Source organism: Brotaphodocola sp. (assembly GCF_983179755.1).
Genome location: NZ_CFAHBC010000004.1, coordinates 111,067 through 133,688 on the forward strand (window position 1 = coordinate 111,067; position 22,622 = coordinate 133,688).

The following is a 22,622-nucleotide window of genomic DNA, read 5'->3' on the forward strand; positions in this document are numbered from 1 at the left end:
CTATGATGTCTTGGTTATTTATCTTTTGTCAAATCTCCCCCAAAGAAAAGACTTGCCAGAATTCTTATTAAATAATAATTAATTTAAGTAGTAATCTTATCTGAATGAAATTCCAAATTAATGATTTAGAGATTTAAACATACTTCTCAATCATGTCGGCGTACTCGTCTTCCTCATGATTGCCTGCCAGCTTCTCCTTCAGCTCGCCATTATCGAAAATGCAAACCTGCGGAACGCCCTTCATCATCATCTTCTCAAATAACTGCTGTTCCTCTTCTACATCAATCTCATAAAACGGAAGCTTTCCTTTATAATCTGCTTCCAGATCGTCCAGAATTCCATGAATACCCTGACATACATGACAGCTCTTTCTGGAAAATACAACCAGACAGGTCTCTCCATCGTTTTCTACATACTCACGAAATGCAGTTGTATTTAACTTCTTCATGATATCTTCCTCCTATTAAAAAACACGTCTTAATACGCTTTTTTTCTCATGTTTTTCAAATGTTTCACTGACATTGATAATAGTATAACATTTTCTTTGTACATAAACAATAACATATGCTATGGATTTTTCAGAAAAATATGATAAAATATTGATGTAGACTGTCGTGATTAGATAAAAGCGCAGAGCTGTATTGTTTTTTGAAGTCTGGAGGGAATATTATGGATGCAATGTATGATCTGATTATTATTGGAGGCGGTCCGGCAGGACTCGCAGCTGGAATATATGGCGGACGCGCCCACTTGAAAACTCTGATTCTTGAAAAAGGAACCGTTGGCGGACGTGCCTACACGACCCGCGAGATTGTAAACTACCCGGGTGTCGCTGATACCTCTGGTCCGAACCTGACTCAGGGTATGGCAGAGCAGGCTGAGAGCTTTGGCGTAGAGATCAAGCGTGAGCCGGTAAAATCTATGGATGTAACCGGAAATATCAAACTTGTCAACACCCGCAGACACCAGTACGGTGCAAAGGCAATCGTGATTGCAACCGGAACTTCTGCCCGTGTACTCGGAATCCCGGGCGAGCGTGAGCTTACCGGTCAGGGCGTTGCCTACTGCGCAACCTGTGATGCAGAATTCTTCAAGGATCAGCATGTTGTTGTCGTTGGAAGTGGCGACCAGGGTATTGAGGAAGGCATGTACATCACCAAGTTTGCAAGCCGTGTCACCGTTGTCGTTCTGCACGACGAGGGAATTCTCGACTGTAACCGTGAGTCCGCTGCCAAAGCATTCCAGAATCCGAAGATGGACTTCATCTGGAACAGCGTCCTCGCAGAAGTTTGCGGTACCGATGAGGTTACCGGCGTCAAGATCAAGAATATGAAGACCGGCGAGATCACCGATTTCCCGTGCGACGGAGTCTTCTTCTTCGTAGGCATGATCCCGGAGACCAAGTGGTTACCGGAGGAGATCGCAAAGGATTCCCGCGGTTGGCTTCAGGTTAATGACCGCATGGAGACCAGCGCACCGGGCGTATACGCTGCCGGCGATGTCCGCGAAAAATATCTGCGTCAGGTATCGACCGCAATCTCTGACGGAGCTGTCGCTGCAACCGCAGCAGAGCGTTACATCGAAGATGTCGATGATTTTGAGAAGCGCGTTCTCGGTCAGGGTGACTGTGTTGTCCTCGGCTTCTGGAGCCCGGAGTTTGAGGGAAGCCTTGACGCAATCGGCAAGCTCTCCACTGACAAGACCGTGATGGAGATCGATACCACCCGCAACAAGTATCTCGTAAACCGCTATCACATCACTCTCGATGAGAACCATCCGGCAGTTGCCATTATGGTCAACAACCAGGGTGAGGTTGTGGAGACACTGCTGTAATTTACGATGTGATGAATTATGAATTGATGGATACAATTCATTTTAATCAAGTAAAAAACCAAGAAGGCGGATGCATCCACGATGCACCCGCCTTTCTCAAAAAAACACATAAAAAATACAGCCGAGATTAAGAAAAACCAGATTTATGTTTTCAGATCGATTTTTTCTCTCCCGACTGTATTTTCATACTCAAATTTTACACAGATAGCTTGTCTGCTCAGGTTTTCCATTTCTTCGATCCCACGGACCGCTGTACAGGCTGACTATCGCGCTTGCGCCATCTGACTTTGGCTCGATCGTGAATACCTGATAGTACTCTCCATTCACCATACGGATCTGCATCTCCAGTTTTTCTTCTTTTGTCCATCTCACCGCTGTCCATACCCGATAATCGCCCCAGAGCGTGCAGAGAAGTCCCTCTTCTGGCTCTCCCTCTCCGACAGGCAATTTCGCATGATTTCGGTTATCTTCGCTGAGTAAGAACAGTTTTCCATTCTCCCGCACAAAACGAAGTTTCTGAATGCCGTTTCTCTGCTGTTCCGTCCATGTTGAGGTAAAGAAATTTTTAACTCTGCCCTTCGACAGAACAGACTCTCTGTTTTCAGGGAAAATCAGATCCCGGTCAAGCAGTGCCTTCCAAAGCACTTCTGCCCGCTCCACACTCACCTGATCTTCCATTTCCCATTGAATATGAAGCGTCGCTTTTATCTTTTCAAGTTCTGCCTCAATCTCCACCTGATTCTCGGAAAGTCCCGATTTCCCTGCTCCCGTCGTCTTATTTGTTCCATCTATTTCATCTTCTTTCGGCTCTGCCTTGATTGCCGGAACGAGATCCTTCCAGATCAGCCGAAGAATCTCCTCGGTGACACACTCTCCGCAGGTCGTGATCACTGCCGTATCCAGATCCTTGAACACAACGCCAAACTGACCATACATGCCGTCAAAACGGAACGTATTCGGCACCTGACACATCCAGACCTGGAATCCGTATCCGCATTTCCAGTCCTCCCAGTCCGGATTTGAACCATCCTTTGAATCGGCAAACTGAACACGCGTCATTCTCTCCACCCAATCTTTTGGAATCAGCTGTTTTCCGTTCCAGCATCCCTTATTCAGATAGAGCTGTGTGATCTTTGCCATGTCCTCGGTTTTCAAATGGCTTCCGCCACCGCCCTGATCTTTTCCGGACGTACAAGTATCGCAGGAGACTCCTGTGATTCCAAGATGGCGGAAGACGCGAAGCTCAAGAAACTGGAACAGATTGTAACCGGTCACGCGCTTCACGACTGCCGAGAGCATGCTTGTTCCCATCGAATCGTACAGAAATACCGTTCCTGGGCGATTGACGATCGGTTGAGTGAGGAACGTCTTCACCTCATCATCACAACCATGACGATCCGGCACTGACGCATGACCGCTCGTCATCGTGAGCAGAGTCCACAGCGTGATCTCATCGAGAAGTCCATTCTGGTGATCCACCTCATACTCCGGAAAATAGGAAATCAGTGGGTCATCCAACGAGATGCGTCCCTCTCCCTCAAGAATTCCGATTGCAGTTGCCACAAGTCCTTTCGTGAATGAGTGCATCAGATGCTCCTCTTCTAACTCATACGGAGCCCAACTGCACTCATAGGCAACTTTGCCATGTCTGACAATCATAAACGTATGAAGGTGATAATCTCCCTCTTCTATCTCATCGAGAAATCTCTTTACTCCCGAAGCCTCAATTCCAACTTCCGAAAGACTGCATCGCTTCAGATGCGCCTGTTCCTCTGTTCTCATCGCTCTTTCTCCTCTCTCAAATCCACTCGAACGCAATGTCTTCACTTTATCCAAATACTCTGTGATTCTGATTCTAACGATCTAATGAATATTCTTTAACAGAATTCTTTTTCGTTTCCATCTTCCGTGTAGGTGATCCGGCTCACCTTTGATTTCAAATCGGTGTGAAGCTCTGCCCACTCCCTTCCATTCTCCCAGCGCACAGCGAGCGTGTACGGATCACTGTCAAGCAGATGCATCTCTCCATTGAATGCCGGATGTGTATTGCGAAGTTCCATCATGCGGAGCAGTTTTGCGACAACCGGACGTTTTACCTCCTCGCCCACCTGCTCAAGCGTATAGTATCTGCGGTTGATGTCACGTCCCTCTCCGCTCTCTCTTAAAAGCTCCTCATCGTTGATTCCGGCAAGCATTCCCATGTAGTAAACCATCGGGATTCCCGGTGTGAAGAACTGGATCGCTCTTGCACTCAAATATGCCTCATCATCCTCCCCGAGTGCGGAATAGTAGGAGCAGTTCACCTGATAAGCGTCAAAATAGGTGTGGGAAGATTTCGTGCTGATTCCACGGGAAACCGGACAGATTGAGTAAATCTTCTCGAGCGTCCGACGAATCTCCTCGTCCGGAAGCAGATGATAGGTATCCATAACACCAATTCCATCATGAGTATCAAGCGTCGTAAACTGATTCTTCGGGCAGATCTTCAGCCAGTTTTTCAGATAAATCGCATCTCCAAAATGAAGGGCCTGAAGAACAAGAAGAGGAAGCGCAAAGTCATAGGTCGCATAACCTCTTGCATCAAGTTTGAGCTGAGTGAAATACGTCTCATGAATCTCCGGGAGCACATCGATTCCGTATGGTTTTAAGAAATCTCTCTGTTCATCGAGAAGTTCCCATACCTGCGGTTCCAGGAAGAAACAGCTCGTGTCCGGGCGTTTTGTCGCATAGCCGAACGCATCAAGACGAATCAGTGCGGCGCCGTGCTCGGTCAGAAATCTCAAATTATCCTGGATAAATTCCTTTACTGCCGGCTTTTCACAGTCAATATCGATCTGCTCGGAGCTGAATGTACTCCAGATCTTCTCCGTTGTACCATCTGCAAACTGAGCATCAACAGACGGACCTCCATCCTTTCTCTTGTAAATCTTTTCAAGCTGTTCTGCGGTCGGTTCTCCTCCCTCCCAGAACTCCTTAAAGCGAATGAAGAAATCCCGATACGGCGAAGCGTCCTTTTTCTCGAGATAGTCGAGATACTCCGGACTGTGTGCCGACACATGATTGATCATGTAGTCATACATCAGATAATACTTTGATGCCAGTCTCTCAATGTCAGACCAGTCACCAAATGCAGGATCTACTTTCTTGTAAGTGATTGGTGCAAATCCCCGGTCTGCCGAGGACGGGAAAAACGGAAGAATGTGAAGACCTCCGATCGCCTTTCCAATCGATTTGTCGAGAACTTCCTCCAATTCTTTTAAATTCATTCCCATGCTGTCTGCGTAAGTGATCAGCATAATCTGATTTGTCACTTTCTTCTTCGCCTTTTCCATATCAGGTCGTTCTCCTTTCTATAAATGTTACTGGGATTGTCTGGGTCTCCGGAACTTTTTCTCCGGCGATCAATGCCACTAACGTGTCCATCGTCGCCTTCACAAGATCTGGGATATTCTGACGGATCGAGGTCAGTGGCGGATAGACAAGACGGCTTAAAATCACATCGTCATAACCGACAATCTTGATCTCATCCGGGATCTTGTATCCAAGTGAAAATGCCATCTGAATACACTGTGCTCCGATGATGTCGGAACTTGCAAAAATTCCGTCCATATTTGGATTTTCGTTAAATACCTGAGAGACGATGCGGGAATACTCCATTGTCTTGAGCATCTCCTCATCCGCAGAATACACCTTGCAGGATGCGCCCTGTCGCTCACACTCCCGGATAAACGACACCGTTCTCTCATCTGCGGAGAGATGAAGATTTCTCTGACCACTGATCGTCACGAGATTCCTGCATCCTCTCGCCAGAAGATGACGCGCTGCTAAAAATCCACCCTGCGCATTGTCCGACAGAATCGCCGGAAGTCCTGCAAACACGTTCTCAAGTGTCACTGCCGGAACCTTCATGTCTTCCAAGAAATCGCTTCCCATCGAGTGAGAGGCATAAATAATTCCGTCCACCATTGTCCGACGCAAAAGTCCGACGCTGTGTTTCTCTTTCTTATAATCATAATCCGAGGCAGATACCATCAGCTTGTAGCCTCTTGTGTAGGAATCGTACTCAAATGCGTGAACCAGTTCCGCGAAAAACGGATGCTGAATACTCGGAACGATGAGTCCGATGATGTTGAGGCTGTTCTTCCCGAGCGCTCTCGCCACATCATTCGGCATGTATCCAAGCTCCTCCATCGCACGCTTCACCGCCGTCTTCGTGTTCTCGCTAAGCGGTCCCCGATTGTTCATCACTCTCGACACAGTTGTGACAGAAACTCCTGCCCGCACTGCTACATCTTTGATTGTCACCATCTGTATCCCCTCCAAAATTCCAGCAACGTCTTTCTCTTTCCTTTTCCTGAGCTTTCTTTTCTGAGCTTATTTCTCTGAACTTATTTCTCTAATCCTGCTTGGCGCATAGTTCATCACTCATAAAATTGGTTCGCCTTATTTCTATGTTTTGCCTTATTCTTATTTTTTCGTTGCTTTCTCTCTTTTATTGCCGAATCTCTTATCGATCTCTTAACTCAAGAAAATTTCAGCATTTCAGGATACATTGTATCATGATTTGACTGCACCTGCTACTACACCGCCAATAATATATTTTTGCAGACAGACGTACACGACAATGATCGGGGCTACGATCATCACGAGTGCTGCCATGATCTTTCCGAGATCATTCGAGAAGGTTCCATAGAATGTGCGGATTGCAAGCGGAAGGGTGTACAGATTCTTCTTTCCGAGAACCAGATTCGGAAGCAGGTAATCGTTCCAGAGTCCGAGCAGATTCAGAATCAGAATCGTCGAAAGAATCGGTTTCATCAGCGGAAGTACTACCTTGAAAAAGATCTGAGGTCTGGTACATCCATCAATCTTTGCCGCTTCCTCAAGCGCCATCGGTACATTCGTCTTGATAAAGCCGTGACACATGAAAATCGCCATTCCTGTTCCGAATCCCAGGTTCATGAAGATCAGCGTTGCTCTTGAATTCAGGATTCCAAAGACATTTCCATAAATCGAGACAAGCGGAATCATAATAACCTGAAATGGAACTACCATATAGGCAACCATCAGTGCGAAAAAAATCTTGCATGCGAGCCAGTCTGTCCGAACAAAGAGATAAGCCGCCATCGATGAGAACAGGAGAATCAGTATTACGCTGACTCCGCTCACCAGAATACTGTTAAAGAATGCAGATCCGAAATCCATCTCCGTAAATGCCTTCACATAGTTGACAAACTGAAATCCCTTGTCATCCACAAGCGCCAGCGGATTCTTGACGATATTAACTTTGCGCTTTAAGGAGTTGATGATTACCATGAAAAACGGAATCATATAAAACAGAAACATCAGAGTGACAAAGATTGTCTTTGCAACCTGCTCCACAGTCTTCTTTGTTCCGCCAACCTGCATGGACTTTCCTGCTTTTGCCATTATGCTTCCACCTCCTTGGATTTTCCCATCGAGATCTGAATGAATGCGATGATTCCCATCACAAGAAACAGAACCAGTGCTTCAGCCTGTCCCAAACCGTACTGATGATTTTCAAATGCCTGCGTGTAAATGTGCATTGCTGCGAGCTTTGTGCTGTCATACGGACCGCCTGCCGTCAGGGAGAGGTTCAGGTCATAGACTTTGAAGCATCTCGTGATTGACAGAAACAGACAGGTGACAAATGCCGGAACCATCATCGGCATCCGAATGTAACGGGTCAGCTGGGAGGCATTTGCTCCATCAATTCGTGCCGCCTCAAGAAGATCGGTCGGAACACTCACAAATCCCGAGATATAGATCAGAAGCATATATCCGGAATACTGCCAGGTCGTGACGATGACGAGTGCCGTAAACGCTCCACCCGGAGAAGACAGCCAAGATTTTGCAAAAATCGGAAGGGAAATTATATTTCCGAGATCCACCATAACTCTCGAAAAAATGAACTGCCAAATGTATCCGAGAACAATTCCACCGATCAGGTTCGGGGTAAAAAATCCTGCACGCAGGAAATTCTGTCCCTTGATTCCGCTCGTCAGAAGATAAGCCAGTGCAAATGCCAATGCATTAATAAAGACAACTGACAGCGCCACATACTTGACCGTAAGCCAGAGCGAATTCCAGAATGCTCCATCCTGAAAGACTGCTATATAGTTTGTCAGACCTACGAACGGCTTTGCATTTGTGAAACCATCCCACCCGGTAAAGGTCAGATACACACCGTAAATCATCGGGATGATTACCACAAGAACAAAGGAAATCACAGCCGGTCCTGCAAAGATCAGGAATGTTCCGCATTTCCTTCCAAAACTTTCTTTTGCTTTCATATTGATCCAAACTCCTTTTTATGTCTTCACAAAATCAGCGGACGCGCCACCGGCGTCTCCTCGACATGCAACAAAACAAAGATATATGCCTTGAAAATTTCCTACTATCCCAAAACAGGCACCGGATCGAAAGACATCTCTTCCGCTCCAGTGCCTGTCCTCCGATGAAGAATCCCGAAACTCAGGATTATTTCCACGTTAATGTTTCATGGTTAATGACTTGTGATTCATGATTCGTCATTAGTGATTCTTCCAGTAATCATCCAGATAACCTGCAAGCTCTGTTCTGTCCAGCTCTCCTGCCAGATACTTCTGCATGTAAGCAGCCAAAGTGCTTCTGTGATCAGACGGGATCGGAACGTAAGCATTGACCTTGCCCTCATCAACATATTTCTTTACGCTCTTATTGAAATCGTTCGTCATATCCAGCTTGATATTGCTGAATGCCGGAACCAGGTTACACTTGTTGACAATCAGATCCTGACCTTCCTCGTCATATACAAGCCAGTTGAGGAAATCTTTTGCTGCCTCCTGCTGTTCCGGAGTTGCCTTCACATTGTCGATTGCGATGAACTTCGTTGCATTTGCGTTCAGCTGACCAGCAGAGGTAAAATCACCATTTACCGGGTACGGCATGATTCCATAGCTCATGCTTCCGTCTACATACTCCTTGGTATCCGGCCATGCCCAGCTTCCGTTCAGCCAGAAAGCGGACTCACCCTCAGCGAGATAGCTTGCATTCAGATCGTAGTCTGCTGCGAGCGGATCTGCCTTGTTGATGTTGTTGTCAATCAGCACATCCATCGTGTCATAGAGAGCATTAAATACGGCATCATCCTCAAAGTTTGCCTTTCCCTGTCTTACCTCATCGAGGAAAGCAAGTGCATCCTCTGCCTTTCCGGTGTGCATCTTGTAGATGTACTGTAAGAAGTGCTGTCCGATCGACCAGTCCTCAGAGTTTAAGATCACCGGACTCTCCATTCCGCCCTCTTTCAGCTTCTCAAGAAGAGGCTTGAACTCATCCAATGTCACATAATCCTCCGGCTTGAACTCCTCACCGGTGATCTCCTCAATTGCGGTCTTGTTGTAGATCAGACCTGCTGCCTCGATACACAGCGGGAATCCGTAGAGGTTATCATCTACCTTGATGCCGAGCAGATCGCCACCGTCTGCAACCCACTTCTCATCGTTGAGCGGGAGCAGTTTCTCCGCTGCAACATCCTTGATATTGGAATAATCTCCGATGATCAGCGTCGCCGGATCACCTGCCGCATACTTCTGCGCAATCACCTCACCCGGCTTATCGGTGCTGTAAACCTCAATCTCGACACCGGTCTTCTGCTGGTAATCTTTCACAGCTTCCTCAAGCGCATCTTCGATCTCCGGTTTGCTGTTCATCATCGTGAGTTTCACGCCCTCACCAGATGCAGAAGAAGACTCAGTTGCTGATTCACTGCCTGCCTCAGCAGAAGTGTTCTCCGCTGTCGTCTCAGCGCTCTGTCCGGAAGAACATCCCATCACGCTACCTGCCGTCATCGCAACTGCCATTGAACATGCTACCAATCTTCTCAATTTCATTTTGTTTCCTCCTCACTTTTGAATCTATTCCGTTTGTTTCTCTGTGTCTATAATATAGAGCATTTTTATCTAAATGTCAACCGTTTTCATGATTTTATTTTGTGCATTTTCATATTATTTTTGCTATGCATCTATAGTTTTTGCCTTATAAGTGGCTTTTTATCCTGTTTTTTTGCTGTTTTTGTAGGTTTTTTATCGATTTTACCGTCAGATCGTTTGTGCTTTCCCTTTGGCGTATTTTTGTTATGTCAATCGTTTTCACACCGAGGTAGAAAAGTAAAACCTTACGTTTCAATCATGATAAGCTCCGCTGACGAGAAAGTCTATACAAACCCGTTTGAAACGTCGGTGCTTAGACCGCGTACTCTGCGGTCTTATGTACCGCTACGTTCGCTCTGCGTATCAAGGACGCGCCAGTGACGCGTCCGCTGATTGAGACTCGGAGCGCGAGCGTGTTTGTATGACTTTACTCGTTTAGCGGAGCGGACCGAGTCATATTTTCTATAATACAAAAAAGAGCCCCTGACTCCCCGCACTTCTTATGCTGGGAAATCAAAGACCCTTTTCTCAAATCACATTTAATTAGATATAATACATATCACAGCCGTAGGCGCTGTACTCTTCTGCCTCTTTGACGAGATCGGCGAGTGTGAGCTGGGTGAGAATGTTGTTGAGTGCCTGATTCACCTGATCGACAATCAGTTTCTGCACGGCTCTCGGTGCACCCTGGGACTTGCAATTCTCCGGGATCTCCTCGTTCTCGAGGCAAAACGAACCCTCAAGCACCGTCACAATATCTGCCACACTGATCTCTTTCGGATCACGGCTCAAGAAATATCCGCCCTGCGGTCCTTTGACGCTCTTCACAATCCCCGCTTTCCTGAGACTCGCAAATACCTGCTCCAGATACTGCGGAGAAATTCCGTTGCGCTCTGCCACATTTCCAAGCGCCACCTGCTCATCCCGTGAATGGATCGCCAGATCGATCAGTGCCCGAAGTCCGTATCTGCTCTTCATGGAAAGCTTCATGAGATTTACTCCTCTCCAAACAGAGGGGTGGAATAATAGCGGTCTCCGTTATCCGGAAGCAGAGCTACGATCGTCTTACCCTTGTTCTCCGGACGCTTTGCAAGCTGGATTGCACCGTAGAGAGCAGCACCGGAAGAGATTCCGACTAAAACGCCCTCTTTCTTTGCGAGCAGTTTGCCGGTTGCAAATGCATCCTCGTTTGCTACGGTAAATACCTCGTCATATACCTTGGTGTTCAGGACATCCGGAACGAAGCCAGCGCCGATTCCCTGAATCTTGTGCGGACCGCTCTTGCCCTCAGACAGAACCGGTGAGCTTGCCGGCTCAAGTGCAACGATCTTCACGTTCGGGTTCTGGGACTTCAGATACTCGCCAACACCAGTCAGGGTACCGCCGGTACCAACACCTGCGATGAAGATGTCTACCTTTCCGTCTGTATCGTTCCAGATCTCCGGACCGGTTGTCTTTCTGTGGATTGCCGGGTTTGCCGGGTTTGTGAACTGTCCCGGGATGAAGCTGTTCGGGATCTCCTTTGCGAGCTCCTCAGCCTTTGCGATTGCGCCCTTCATACCCTTAGCGCCCTCAGTCAGAACAAGCTCTGCGCCGTATGCCTTGAGGATGTTTCTGCGCTCTACGCTCATCGTCTCCGGCATCGTCAGAATCAGACGATATCCTCTGGATGCTGCGATCGATGCAAGACCGATACCGGTATTTCCGGAGGTCGGCTCGATGATAACGGAACCCTCTTTCAGGATTCCCTTCTCCTCTGCATCCTCGATCATTGCCTTTGCGATACGATCCTTAACGCTTCCTGCCGGATTGAAGTACTCCAGCTTTACCAGAACCTTTGCCTCAAGTCCCAGCTCCTTCTCAATATTTGTCACCTCTACAAGAGGGGTATTTCCAATCAGATTCTGAACTCCCTTATAAATATTAGCCATATTCGTTCCCATCCTTTCACTGATTTGATTTTTCATAATTGTTTTGCACCTTCACGGCTACAAAATCCATCCAACTCTTTATTCTCGAGTTATCCTATTCGTTTACTAGGAATTGTCTGTATTATAATCCCGCTTCACCTATTTGTCAAGTATGTTTTATAGGTTTTATTTTTAGTTTTTATAATCATCTGATTTCCCCTCCAATGCTCAACTCTTCCATCCGCTTCACCTTGAAAAGGATTTTCTGCCAAAAAGAGATTCCCAAACGGGAATCTCTTCTCACAATTCTTATTCTCACACGTTTTCTCACGCTTCCGGATACTCGATGATATAGTGATCATAGGCATTGATGACTGTCGTATTCTGATACTTGTCCTTGCGCTTAAACCCTTTTCCATAGGTTGCATGGACATGACCGTGAATGAAGAACTTCGGCTGATACTTCTCAAGCAGTTCAAGAAAGCAGGCAAACCCCTGATGCGGAAGATCTTCCATATCATTCAGTCCTTTCGCCGGAGCATGGGTGAGCAGAATGTCAAATCCCTTGCGTCTGCGAAGTTTCAGCCATAGATGGCGAATTCTCTTCTCCATCTGCTGTTCCGTGTACTGATTCACAGCGTCCTGGCGGTAGCGCATCGAACCACCGAGCCCGAGAATCCGGACTCCCTTGTACACATAGATCTCATCTTCAATGCAGATACATCCGCCGATTCTCTCTTCTTTGTTCCAGTGATCATGATTTCCCAGCACATACAGCACCGGCGCGCGGCTGACTGAGGCAAAAAAATCAAGATAATTTCTCCTCAAATCCCCACATGCCAGAATCAGATCAACATCTCTGATCTTTTCCGGATCAAAGTGCTCGTACAACACCTTGGATTCGTCGTCTGCCAGTACCAATATTTTCATAATTTTTCCCCTTGCCCTATCTCCTCATTTTCTCTGTCAGACACACTTAAGATATTCTCTGTCTCTCTACTTTAGATAACATTTCAGGTCGACGCTTGCGAAGCGTATGACTCAGAAGGGATTGTCTCCCCTCCTTTAGAAATTTTGCGATCTCCCAGCTATCGAAGAGGGGGACATCCACTCTGAGTCAGGCATGCTCCAGTTTCAAGCGAATCTGTGGCTGAATCTCATCCTGGAAATACTCAACCGGCGGAATCTCTCCCACGATATTCTCAGCCAGCCAATCCATCCGCACAATCTCCTCCGGTGTCAGACTGCGTCCTTCCTCTCCCACGATAATTCCATTCTGGGCGGAAATCGGTCCCTCAAACGGTTGGAACGAGCCACTGCGGATCGAGCTCTTCAAGAAACGAATCAAACGTTTTGTGTACTGTGGCAAATTCTCCGTACATACCACATCGAGCACATCAGCAGACATGCCCCACCAGAAGTTGACTGCCTTCTTTCCCTTCAAATCCTTCGAGTCGAGCGCACCACGGCAGATCAGGCGGACAATGCGCTCATAAAATTTTCCCCAATCACAGAGCGTTGTCGCCAGGTTCTCAACCATTCCGTCCTCACACCGATGGAAGAGACCAAACTCTCTCGATGCCATATTCGGCGTAATCATATCATTTCCGGAGATATATCGGATTCCCTCTTTCTCCCAATCCACGGTGTCGTACTCCGGACGGATGCCCGACCAGCGCAGATAAACCTTTGCACGCGGATTGATCATTCTCGCGCCCATCGCAAACGCATTGATACTGCTGATTCTCCCATAGCTCGGAAAATCTCCGAGATAGCCGAGCTTCTCAGAATCGCTCATCGCTGCCGCCAGCGCTCCCATCAGGAACTTTGCCTCATAGATACGCGTATAATACGTATAAATCGAAGTGTAGGAAATATTTACGGAACAGTTGAAGAAACGGACGGATGGATGATCCAGCGCCGACTTCACACAGGAGAGTGCCATCTGTGGCATTGTTGCAAAGATTACGTTGCATCCCTCTTTCACTGCCTGCTTGATCGCCTCATCGACCTGTTCCTCAGTCTCCGCATTCTCAAAAATCGCCGTCTTGAGTCTTCCATCGAAACACTGCTCAAGGTACATGCGTCCGAGCTCCTGTGAGTAGACTCGGCTCGAGTGTTCGCGGTCACGTGCATAGATGAAACCAAGTTTGAGCATCTCCGGCTCGATCGATGGGCGGAACCAGTCCATCAGGCGGGACGGAGCTGCCGCCTCTGCCTCCTCCGGCTGTTGAACGACTGCAATCTTTCCACCGCGTGACTGCTGAAGCAGTTCCTCCCAGATCTTGTTCAAATCCTGCGTCATCTGATCCGCCGTGCGATCTTTGATCTCCTCATATCCATAAATCATCACATAGTCAAGAAAGGCATCCGATGCCGTCATCTCCATGTCTTCTGAGCGTTTCTCCTCAAACACTTTGGAAAAACGGTCATGAGCACTCTTAAAATACTGCCTCTCATCTTCCGTCCAGACCTCTCCCGGCTTCTTTCCCATCTCCTCGAGAAGTTTGTTGTAACGTCCCTCCTCGCTGAACCAGACATCCGAGTTGAAAGACACCTGATAAAAATCCAGAAATTCATAGTAGAGTCGGATGTCCTTATCATCTGTCCGTCTCGGAATCAGGCGGATCACTGATGCCGAAATGCTGTATGCATGCACATATTTGAGGACACTGACACGCTTATTTCCCTCCTGCACATAGTAACGGTTCATAAACTCATACGCCACAATCGGGTCATGAATTCCCTCTTCGACCTGATGATCATAAAGGTACGCCCACTTTGCTCCGAACTCCGTCTTTTCTCCGAGAAGAGGCATGAAGTTGCCGGCAAACGCCTCCGTCCTTCCCTGTGTCTTCGTTCCCACAATCTTCTCAAGTGGAACATCGATCACGCCAAGATTCACTTCCGAGACAATATCTGTGTTCGCAAGAATCTGATCCAGCACCGGAAGATACGGGTACTCACCTTTTGAAACTGCGAGCTGATACTGTTTTTGTCCCTGACGGAGCGCGCCGATGTAATCATATAAAGCCATGTTCTTCTGCCATCCTTTCTGTCTGTTTTTCTGTATTTCTGTATTTTTGTCTTTTATATTCCAGTCTTTTATATTTCAATTCTTTATATTTCCGTTTCCTGTATTTCGTTTTTTATTTTATTCTTATATTTTATTCGTATATTGAGTGACAAAGCATTACGACAACAGCTTCAACAGTTCCTCCCTGCTCAAAGAAGTCAACGAGAGCGTCTCGCCCTCAATGACCTGACGTGCGAGATCCTGTTTCTGCTCCTGAAGTTTGAGGATGCTCTCCTCAATCGTATCCTTCATAATCAGCTTGAATACCGATACCTGTTTCTCCTGCCCGATTCGATGTGTGCGGTCGGTCGCCTGATTCTGGGCTGCGACATTCCACCACGGATCGTAGTGGATTACGATGTCTGCCGAAGTCAGGTTCAGTCCCGTGCCACCTGCCTTCAATGAGATCAGGAAAATCGGCACCTCATCGCTCTGGAATGCACCAGCAAGTCGAATTCGCTCTTCCTTCGGGGTAGACCCCGTCAACATATGATAGGAAATTCCCTCCTTCGTCAGGCGCATCGCGATTCGCTCTAACATCGAAGTAAACTGGGAGAACAAAAGGATCTTGTGACCTCCCGCAATTCCTCCCTGAATCAGTTCGACACAGGTATCGAGCTTTGCGGACGCTCCGCGGTAATTCGTATAGCAGAGTGCCGGGTCGCAACAAATCTGGCGCAGTCTCGTGAGTCCCGCCAAAATCTGAATCCGGTTCTCCCCGATTCCGCCGTCCATATTTTGAATTTCTTCCTTCAACTGCATTGCCGAAGCGCGATAGAGATCCTGCTGGGTCGCCTCCGCCTGCGAGTAGACCACAGTCTCGAGCTTCTCCGGAAGCTCCTTGAGGACATCCTGTTTCATTCGACGCAGGATAAACGGTCCGGTCAGCCTTCTCAAATCTTCCAGTGCCCGTCGATCACCGTCGCGCACGATCGGAAGCTCAAATTTCTTCTTAAATCCTGAGTAGGTGTGCAAAAATCCCGGCATCAGATATTCAAAAATGCTCCAAAGCTCACTCAGTCGGTTCTCAATCGGCGTTCCGGTCAGCGCAAACCTTGTCTGAGACTGGATCATCTTGACTGCCTTTGCACCCTGGGTCGCCGGATTCTTGATGTACTGTGCCTCATCTAGAATCTGGAATCGGAACTTCCGATCCTGATACCACATCACATCCCTCTTCAACAGATCGTAGGAGGTGATCAGGACACCTGGTCCTACTTCCTTGAGCACAGCCTCACGCTCTCCTGCGTTTCCTGCGACGGTCTGAACCGGAAGAGCCGGTGCGAATCGCCGAATCTCCTGCTCCCAGTTGTAGACAAGAGATGCCGGGCAGACAATCAGAAACGCAGAATCAGGATTTCTCTGTGTCTCATCGAGCAGGAGTGTGATCACCTGAATCGTCTTTCCAAGACCCATGTCGTCTGCAAGAATTCCGCCAAAGCTCCACGCATCAAGCGTTCTCATCCAACGATATCCCGTCTTCTGATATTCTCTGAGCACCGGACGAAGCGTCTCCGGAATCTCATAGTCACTGTCCTCCACCGACTTCATCCCGCGCACAAGCGCCTTGAACAAATTATCGCGGTAAAACGTGATTCCGCTTCCTTCCTTGAGCACACTGTCAAGATACAGAGCGCGAAACGCGGGCACGCGAATCTTCCCTTCCGCAAGCAGGGCACGATCGACATCAAGCCCATCGACAAGGCGGGCAACCGTGACCATTCCGCCGACATCGAGGCGCAGAAATTCTCCACTCTTCAAGCGATAATATGGTTTTTTCGGATCATAACCCGCAAGAATCTTCTGAAACTGTTCCGGCGTCATTCCATCTGCCTCGACATCGAGATTGAGCCAGCCCTCCTGTGCCTGGACACGGACTTCAACGGAAGGTGGCGGAAGCACACGGATCTTCTTCGCCGAATCGGACATATAGACCTCACCGAGCACCATGAACTCTTTCATGCCCTCATTCAAGAGCCGATACATCGCATCGTCATCGTTGCGAATCAATAATGTCTGGCTCTGCTCATCCTGATATTTAAAATAGCGCGTGATGACCTGACTGATCCGGAATTCTCCCGGAACATCCCTGCACACCGTTCTCGGAACCTTGTCGTCCTCAATCGGCTGGAACGAGAAATCTCCATAAGAAAGCACCGGCTTCATCGTCAGCACTCCCGACGCCGGACTGTCAAACGAGAACGAGGCGCGAAGTTCCTGTGGGCGATAGCTCTCAAGATCGATATCCTTGACATCCATCTGCGTGTATGGAAGAATCTTTTTTAACACTCGCTCATAAAAAAGAGGCATATCCCGATCCTGAATCTCCATCGTGTGACTGCGCCTGTCCTTGAGCATCTGGGAAAGAAAAATGTCCATCTGTGCCGAGACAACCGGTTCCATGCACATCAGATGCAGACCGATTCCGACATACCAGCGCGTCTCACCCGAAAATCCATAGATGTTCTCGTCCACATGGATCTTCACACCGTCACGTCCTGCGCGCTCTATCTGAACCGGTATCGGAATCAGCTCTTCTCTGACCTTCATCTGCATGCTGTTTCCCTGAAGATCCTCAACCTCCAGCTCTCGCCCCTCCATCAACTTGAAGAAGCGGTCACGATTGCCCCTGCTCAAATTCAGCTCCCGAAGTTCTTTGACTGTCACAAAAGAGCTTTTCCGAAACTGCTCAAAATGCTCCTGATAGACATTGACAAGCTCCATCAAAAAAGCACAGAGCGGTCTGTCCTCCTCGACAAACGAGTCGAGGCTGTGGTGGAAACTCAGCGTCTTTCCATAAGAAATCTGGGTTCCGCTCTCAACCGCATGGACAAACTCCGCGAGATCTTTGACAACATACGTCCGATCCCGCCCGATCTTAAATTCGAGACTTGTTCCCCCGTCTCTCTTCAAAATCAGTCTCGGAATCAGGCAAATTCCGCGCACTTCTCCCTCCTGCACAATCTGGGCAACCTCACGGTTTGTGTATTCCCGAATCATTGTGCGGATCTCCTGGGAGGTCATGACCGGTCTTCCATTCTTGATCACCTGTTCTTTCTGCCAGGCCTCCCAGACAAACTTTTCATGCTCACACATTACATATTTTTTCAAACCAGTCTTTACACAAGAACAAGAGTAGCCATTCAGCTGACTACCCTTGACAAAAAGACTTATTTCATAATGATTGCCCGCGTCTTCTACCGACGCCTGAACCCCAAGTTCTCCTTTCCAGAAAGTGCTGGTTTTCATTTCGGTAATTTTCATACGGTTTTCCTTCCGGACGATCCGGACCAGATCGTCTCGGTCTATCCTTTCACAGGCTGTATGTTATCGGAACTGTCTCCCATCCGAAAAGCCTTTAAATCCCCCTCTCTAAAGCGATTTAAAGCGAGGAAGGCATCCGCTCTAAGTTTATCCTTGCATTTCCTTTTATTGTACTTGATTCCCGACCATTTTTCAATACCGAAACGCTTCCTCTGTCCACTTCCCGCAAAAATCTCCAATTGTCATTGCCATTACCGCATCTTGTTTTCTTTTAAATAGCAGGATACCTCATACGGCCAGTCTGTCTGAAGAATCTGTACGCCACGGCGAACCAGCTCTTTCCAGCCCTTGTCTCCGCCATAGCGCAGAGACAGAAGATCGTCATATCCTGCACCGTAGACAAGGCGTTTTGCCAGACTTAAGGAGTTGCACCAGATCTTGATCTGATGATCTTTCAGCCACTGAAAACTCTCTTCTGAGAAAATCGGCTCATCCACAGCGTGAGGCAGAATCTCAACCGCCGGAACAGATGCGCACTCGTCCAGCTCTAATAGCTTCGGGAAGAGCTTCGGATCTCCGCACATCGGAATGAAGATGCAATCGCTGTGTGTCTTTGCCCACTTCATCGGCTCCTCATCCTTGAGATAGAACTTGAAGATCGCCTGATCGACCATCTCCTTCTCGCACAGAAGCTCGTAAACCTTATCCCAGCAGTCCCAGCACTTGTCGAGAACGAGAATTGTCTTGTCCTTCAGCCTGTCAAGAATCTCATCAAATGTCTCGATTCCCTCCACGCAGATCTCTCCGACGTAGTTGTAAACCGGCATCGCTTTCAGCTCTTCCAAGGTGTAATCACCGATCTTTCCGTCGTTGTGGAACAGACGCTTCATATCATTGTCATGATGACCGACGATTCGTCCGTCCTTCGTCTCTTCCAGATCCATCTCTACCATGTCAGCGCCCTCTCCGATCGCAGTCAGAAAGGCGAGAGAGGTATTCTCCATCACACTCGAAGAAAATTTTCCACGATGCGAAGCGATCAGAACGTCATGATTCTCCACATCGTATAATTTTTTCATTGTCTCCTGATATGCCTTTGTCTCCATCATCTTCACCTCAGCGTTTTTATCGTACCCTTTCTGTTTCTTTTCTCTCAACTCCTATGACTGCCCGCTGATCGCCTATCGTCTCATCAAGCAGGCAATCCGTTACTTCGTTCTAGTCCGCTTTCATTAACATTAAGCAGTCATACTTACTTCACAGCACTGTCCATAGCACCCTTTACGAAGTACTTCTGTAAGAAGATGTATGCCATTACCGGAGGAAGCACTACGATGAATGCTGCCGCTGCTGCCGCACCCAGATCCTGTTTGGAATCCGTAAAGAAGGTGCTGATTGCCAGCGTGATCGTCCGCATTGCCGGTTTCTGCAAGAAATACAGCTGGAACTGATAGTCATTCCAGATTCCAACACCGTTCAGGATGATAACGCTGACGGTCGTGGATTTCAGACACGGAAGGATGACATAGAAGAAGGACTGCATCATGCTACATCCATCGATCATTGCCGCCTCATCGAGATCCTTCGGAATGCTCTTGATAAAGTTGCTGTACATGTAAATTGCCATCGGAAGATGAAAGGTTGCAGATACAATCACGATGCCCCAGAGATGGTTGATTCCCTTTAAGGATACCATTTCCTTATACAGAGGAACCAGAATACTTAACTGAGGTACCATCATAACTCCAACAATCAAAGTCAGGATGATGCGGTTTCTTCTGCTCGTCTTTCTTGCGAGCGGATAAGCTGCCATTGCTCCCGCTACCACGATGATGATAACCGAAAGGAAGGCAATGATCCAGGTATTCCACATGGCAGAGAGAAGATTTCCGTGTTCAATCGCAGTCGGATAGTTCTGGAAGTACGGATGCAGTGCCGGCATCCATCTCGAAGAACGATCTGACAGCTCCTTTAAGGACATGTTGACCATAATGTAAAACGGTGTGATGTGAAGCGCAATGATCAAAAGCGCTACCAGCGTCTGGAGCCATGTTCTGTCTTTCTTTTTCATTAGCTAAGCCCCTCCACTTTCTTCTCAAGAAAACGACGCACGATCGTTCCGATAATCATGATGATAACAAACAGGCAAAGTCCAACGGCTGCGGAATATCCTGCATTCTGATTCTGGAAGTACAGGTAGTTAATCAAGGTGGAGAGGGAGTGGGAAGAATATCCCGGACCACCGGAGGTCGTTGAAAGGATGATGCCGAACAGCTTCAGTCCACCGATCAGGTTGAGGACAACGCTCGTTGTGATTGCCGGAAGAAGGAGTGGTAATGTGATGTAGCGAAGTCTCTGAAGATAACCGGCGCCGTCAATCTCGGCTGCCTCCTCGTAAGATTCCGGAATGCCCTGAAGTCCTGCGATCATGATGATCATCGTCTTTCCTACGAACTGCAATGCATTGATGACTACGATGATCCATACAGCACGCTTGCCGTCTGCCATCCAGTCAACCGGTGCTTTTCCGAACAGCATCACGATATCGTTGATGGCACCGTGATTGTACTGTACAAGGAAGTAGGAAATATAACCCATGATCAGCGAAGCAATCATCGCCGGCAGATAGACAATTACGCGGGTAAGCGTCTGTCCGTGAAATCTCTTTTGCAGAAGTAAGGCATACGCTACTCCAACAATTGTCTGAATCGTTGTACTTCCGACACCGTAGAAGAAGGTATTCTTCAACGCGGTATAGAACATCTTGTCCTTAAACATCTTGACATAGTTTGCAAATCCCACATACTTGTATGTAGAAGAGTATCCGTTCCAGTTCGTAAAGGAAATCTGGATTCCGGAAAGCAGCGGGTATACGACAAACACTGTCAGCAATACCAGCGCCGGCAGATATAAGACATCGATGGATACTGATCTTGTCTGCTTCTGCTTCATTGATTTCACGCTCCTTCATGTTGAGAACAAGGTTCCGTCTCCAGCGTTTCTGGAAGCGGAACCCGCCCATTTCTGCTTTTTATGCAGTCTCTTTCATCTAATCCCTTATCTGGTCCCTTATTCAGTCCTGTTTTCAGTCACTCATTCCGTCCGCAAAGATGTCTGTTTTCGTTTTTATTCTGCGCAATTTCTGTGCATTCTCATCTTTGTTAATTCTCTTTGTTAATTTTCTTTGTTAGTTCTGTTCGCGAAGCGTATTGTAGTCGGTCTCCATGGTCTTTACGCTCTCTTCTACGCTCATCTCGCCGCCCATCAGTGCAGAACCGATGGTACGCATGGTACTCCACATTCCACTCGGCAGATATACACGGTCGAAGGTCGGGCTGATCTTAATATCCGCATACTTCTTGTAGTCCTCTGCTACTGCACCAAGATCCGGATCTACGCCTTTCAGAGCGGAGCGCTTACCACTGGACTCACAAACTTTCTTTACGTTCTCCGGCTTTGCCAGATATTTCAGAACTTCCAGGCAGAGCTCCTCGTGCTTCGTATCTTTCCAAACACCGTAAGCCTCACGCTCACCACCTGCAAATACATTCTCCTGAGACTCATCAACCGTCGGGATCGGAGCCATGCCGTACTGAGCATCCGGGTTCAGCTCGGAAGCCTGACGGATCAGATCCATGTTGGATGTGATCAGAAACAGAACATTGTTCTCGGACATACGCGGTGCAATATCAACGGTATCACAGGTTACGCAGTCCTCATTCAGATATCCGGACTCCTTTAAGTCTACGAGTAACTGGGAAAGCGGTGTCCAGTTATTCCAGTCAAAGGAACCATCAAGAAGCTGAGAAGTGTAATCCTGATCGTTTCTTACTTCCAGATAAGTCTGAGCTGCGATATCAAGCAGGGATGCCGGCTGTCTGCTGTCCTTACCTGCGATGAATACGCCGGTGTAGCCTTTCTCTTTGCCCTTCTCACAGATGTCCTTGAGCTCATCCCAAGTCTTCGGAATGTCCACGCCAAGCTCGGTCAGCAGTTTCTTGTTGTAAAGCAGACCACCCTGATCCATGTTTAACGGAAGAACAAAGACCTGTCCGTCTGCATTCTGAACGTTCTCCAAGAAGGACGGCTCAATCTCGGAGAACCAAGGCTGATCGTTCAACGGACGCAGATACTCGCTGTAACGAACAACGCTCCAGCCGTGGGTTGCGAAGATATCCGGCAGATCGTTGGAAGCCATGCGGGCTTTCATCAACTGCTCATAATCAGAGCCCTGAGTGGTGTAGCTGATCTTGACGCCCGGATTCTCCTGCATGAACTGCTCAAGAATCTCATTGACTGCATTGTAAGTCTGTTCATTCGCATTGGTTACGATCTCGATCTCGCCCTCGAGATTCTTGCTCTCTTCCTTGCTCTCTGCAGTGTCAGCCTTCTCTGCCTCGGCTGATGTCTCAGTCTTTGATGCCTCTGCTGCCGGTGCATCACTTGATGATGATCCGGAACATCCTGCAAGTCCTGCTGCTACGATCGCTGCGGTACCGATTGCGAGCCAGCTTTTCACGCTCTTTCTCATAAACTTACTCCTCCTAATTATGATGTCGTATCGTGACTGTGGAAAACAGCCACAACGTTTTCTGATGACTCTATTAT

General features: G+C 47.8%; 17 protein-coding genes. 1 reads left to right on the forward strand and 16 read right to left on the reverse strand.

What is annotated here, in order from left to right; all coding sequences use genetic code 11:
* Positions 1–133 precede the first annotated feature (133 nt).
* On the reverse strand, positions 134–448 hold the full coding sequence (locus AC4EVX_RS03135) for a DUF6568 family protein (RefSeq protein WP_177977522.1): 315 nt from the start codon (positions 446–448) through the stop codon (positions 134–136).
* Between the two features lie 221 nt (positions 449–669).
* Between AC4EVX_RS03135 and AC4EVX_RS03140 the strand changes: the two genes are divergently transcribed.
* Positions 670–1,833 carry an NAD(P)/FAD-dependent oxidoreductase gene (locus AC4EVX_RS03140; RefSeq protein ID WP_177977523.1) on the forward strand — a complete coding sequence of 388 codons (1,164 nt, stop codon included), beginning with the start codon at positions 670–672 and terminating at the stop codon, positions 1,831–1,833.
* Positions 1,834–2,022: 189 nt separating this feature from the next.
* Here AC4EVX_RS03140 and AC4EVX_RS03145 read toward each other — a convergent pair whose 3' ends face one another.
* The 15 genes from AC4EVX_RS03145 to AC4EVX_RS03215 form a co-directional block, all read right to left on the reverse strand.
* Positions 2,023–3,615 carry a serine hydrolase domain-containing protein gene (locus tag AC4EVX_RS03145; RefSeq protein ID WP_490159542.1) on the reverse strand — a complete coding sequence of 531 codons (1,593 nt, stop codon included), beginning with the start codon at positions 3,613–3,615 and terminating at the stop codon, positions 2,023–2,025.
* Between the two features lie 95 nt (positions 3,616–3,710).
* A complete protein-coding gene (gene gtfA / locus AC4EVX_RS03150) occupies positions 3,711–5,165 on the reverse strand; it encodes a sucrose phosphorylase (RefSeq protein ID WP_177977525.1) in 1,455 nt (484 codons plus the stop codon).
* 1 nt (position 5,166) lies between these two features.
* A complete protein-coding gene (locus tag AC4EVX_RS03155) occupies positions 5,167–6,141 on the reverse strand; it encodes a substrate-binding domain-containing protein (RefSeq protein ID WP_177977526.1) in 975 nt (324 codons plus the stop codon).
* Positions 6,142–6,390: 249 nt separating this feature from the next.
* A complete protein-coding gene (locus tag AC4EVX_RS03160; protein ID WP_490159543.1) occupies positions 6,391–7,263 on the reverse strand; it encodes a carbohydrate ABC transporter permease in 873 nt (290 codons plus the stop codon).
* Entirely contained in the window at positions 7,263–8,147 is an 885-nt protein-coding gene (locus AC4EVX_RS03165) for a carbohydrate ABC transporter permease (RefSeq protein WP_490159544.1), read from the reverse strand. Before AC4EVX_RS03165 ends, AC4EVX_RS03160 begins: the two co-directional genes overlap by 1 nt.
* A gap of 240 nt (positions 8,148–8,387) precedes the next feature.
* Positions 8,388–9,725, reverse strand: a complete 1,338-nt coding sequence (locus AC4EVX_RS03170; protein ID WP_177977528.1) for an extracellular solute-binding protein — start codon at positions 9,723–9,725, stop codon at positions 8,388–8,390.
* Positions 9,726–10,307: 582 nt separating this feature from the next.
* Entirely contained in the window at positions 10,308–10,754 is a 447-nt protein-coding gene (locus tag AC4EVX_RS03175) for an Rrf2 family transcriptional regulator (protein WP_177977529.1), read from the reverse strand.
* A gap of 5 nt (positions 10,755–10,759) precedes the next feature.
* Positions 10,760–11,695 carry a cysteine synthase A gene (gene cysK, locus AC4EVX_RS03180; RefSeq protein ID WP_177977530.1) on the reverse strand — a complete coding sequence of 312 codons (936 nt, stop codon included), beginning with the start codon at positions 11,693–11,695 and terminating at the stop codon, positions 10,760–10,762.
* Positions 11,696–12,001: 306 nt separating this feature from the next.
* Positions 12,002–12,604, reverse strand: a complete 603-nt coding sequence (locus tag AC4EVX_RS03185) for a metallophosphoesterase (RefSeq protein WP_177977531.1) — start codon at positions 12,602–12,604, stop codon at positions 12,002–12,004.
* Between the two features lie 187 nt (positions 12,605–12,791).
* Positions 12,792–14,711 carry a BMP family ABC transporter substrate-binding protein gene (locus AC4EVX_RS03190; protein WP_177977532.1) on the reverse strand — a complete coding sequence of 640 codons (1,920 nt, stop codon included), beginning with the start codon at positions 14,709–14,711 and terminating at the stop codon, positions 12,792–12,794.
* A 156-nt stretch (positions 14,712–14,867) separates the two neighbouring features.
* A complete protein-coding gene (locus AC4EVX_RS03195; RefSeq protein WP_177977533.1) occupies positions 14,868–18,014 on the reverse strand; it encodes an SNF2-related protein in 3,147 nt (1,048 codons plus the stop codon).
* 251 nt (positions 18,015–18,265) lie between these two features.
* Positions 18,266–19,171 carry a glycerophosphodiester phosphodiesterase family protein gene (locus AC4EVX_RS03200; protein ID WP_177977534.1) on the reverse strand — a complete coding sequence of 302 codons (906 nt, stop codon included), beginning with the start codon at positions 19,169–19,171 and terminating at the stop codon, positions 18,266–18,268.
* 95 nt (positions 19,172–19,266) lie between these two features.
* Complete coding sequence (locus AC4EVX_RS03205) at positions 19,267–20,085, reverse strand: carbohydrate ABC transporter permease (protein WP_177977535.1); 819 nt, start codon at positions 20,083–20,085, stop codon at positions 19,267–19,269.
* The gene (locus tag AC4EVX_RS03210; protein ID WP_177977536.1) at positions 20,085–20,966 is read right to left on the reverse strand and encodes an ABC transporter permease subunit; all 882 of its coding nucleotides are present in this window, start codon (positions 20,964–20,966) and stop codon (positions 20,085–20,087) included. The genes AC4EVX_RS03205 and AC4EVX_RS03210 overlap by 1 nt, the downstream gene beginning before the upstream one ends.
* Positions 20,967–21,201: 235 nt before the next feature.
* Positions 21,202–22,545, reverse strand: a complete 1,344-nt coding sequence (locus AC4EVX_RS03215) for an ABC transporter substrate-binding protein (protein WP_177977537.1) — start codon at positions 22,543–22,545, stop codon at positions 21,202–21,204.
* Positions 22,546–22,622 lie beyond the last annotated feature (77 nt).

Bases quoted from the DNA above. Each gene is read 5' to 3' on its own strand.
- cysK (WP_177977530.1), bottom strand. From the start codon at position 11,695: ATGGCTAATATTTATAAGGGAGTTCAGAATCTGATTGGAAATACCCCT.
- AC4EVX_RS03155 (WP_177977526.1), bottom strand. From the start codon at position 6,141: ATGGTGACAATCAAAGATGTAGCAGTGCGGGCAGGAGTTTCTGTCACA.
- AC4EVX_RS03190 (WP_177977532.1), bottom strand. From the start codon at position 14,711: ATGGCTTTATATGATTACATCGGCGCGCTCCGTCAGGGACAAAAACAG.
- AC4EVX_RS03160 (WP_490159543.1), bottom strand. From the start codon at position 7,263: ATGGCAAAAGCAGGAAAGTCCATGCAGGTTGGCGGAACAAAGAAGACT.
- AC4EVX_RS03170 (WP_177977528.1), bottom strand. From the start codon at position 9,725: ATGAAATTGAGAAGATTGGTAGCATGTTCAATGGCAGTTGCGATGACG.
- AC4EVX_RS03175 (WP_177977529.1), bottom strand. From the start codon at position 10,754: ATGAAGCTTTCCATGAAGAGCAGATACGGACTTCGGGCACTGATCGAT.
- AC4EVX_RS03165 (WP_490159544.1), bottom strand. From the start codon at position 8,147: ATGAAAGCAAAAGAAAGTTTTGGAAGGAAATGCGGAACATTCCTGATC.
- AC4EVX_RS03195 (WP_177977533.1), bottom strand. From the start codon at position 18,014: ATGAAAATTACCGAAATGAAAACCAGCACTTTCTGGAAAGGAGAACTT.
- gtfA (WP_177977525.1), bottom strand. From the start codon at position 5,165: ATGGAAAAGGCGAAGAAGAAAGTGACAAATCAGATTATGCTGATCACT.
- AC4EVX_RS03135 (WP_177977522.1), bottom strand. From the start codon at position 448: ATGAAGAAGTTAAATACAACTGCATTTCGTGAGTATGTAGAAAACGAT.
- AC4EVX_RS03210 (WP_177977536.1), bottom strand. From the start codon at position 20,966: ATGAAGCAGAAGCAGACAAGATCAGTATCCATCGATGTCTTATATCTG.
- AC4EVX_RS03145 (WP_490159542.1), bottom strand. From the start codon at position 3,615: ATGAGAACAGAGGAACAGGCGCATCTGAAGCGATGCAGTCTTTCGGAA.
- AC4EVX_RS03215 (WP_177977537.1), bottom strand. From the start codon at position 22,545: ATGAGAAAGAGCGTGAAAAGCTGGCTCGCAATCGGTACCGCAGCGATC.
- AC4EVX_RS03205 (WP_177977535.1), bottom strand. From the start codon at position 20,085: ATGAAAAAGAAAGACAGAACATGGCTCCAGACGCTGGTAGCGCTTTTG.
- AC4EVX_RS03185 (WP_177977531.1), bottom strand. From the start codon at position 12,604: ATGAAAATATTGGTACTGGCAGACGACGAATCCAAGGTGTTGTACGAG.
- AC4EVX_RS03140 (WP_177977523.1), top strand. From the start codon at position 670: ATGGATGCAATGTATGATCTGATTATTATTGGAGGCGGTCCGGCAGGA.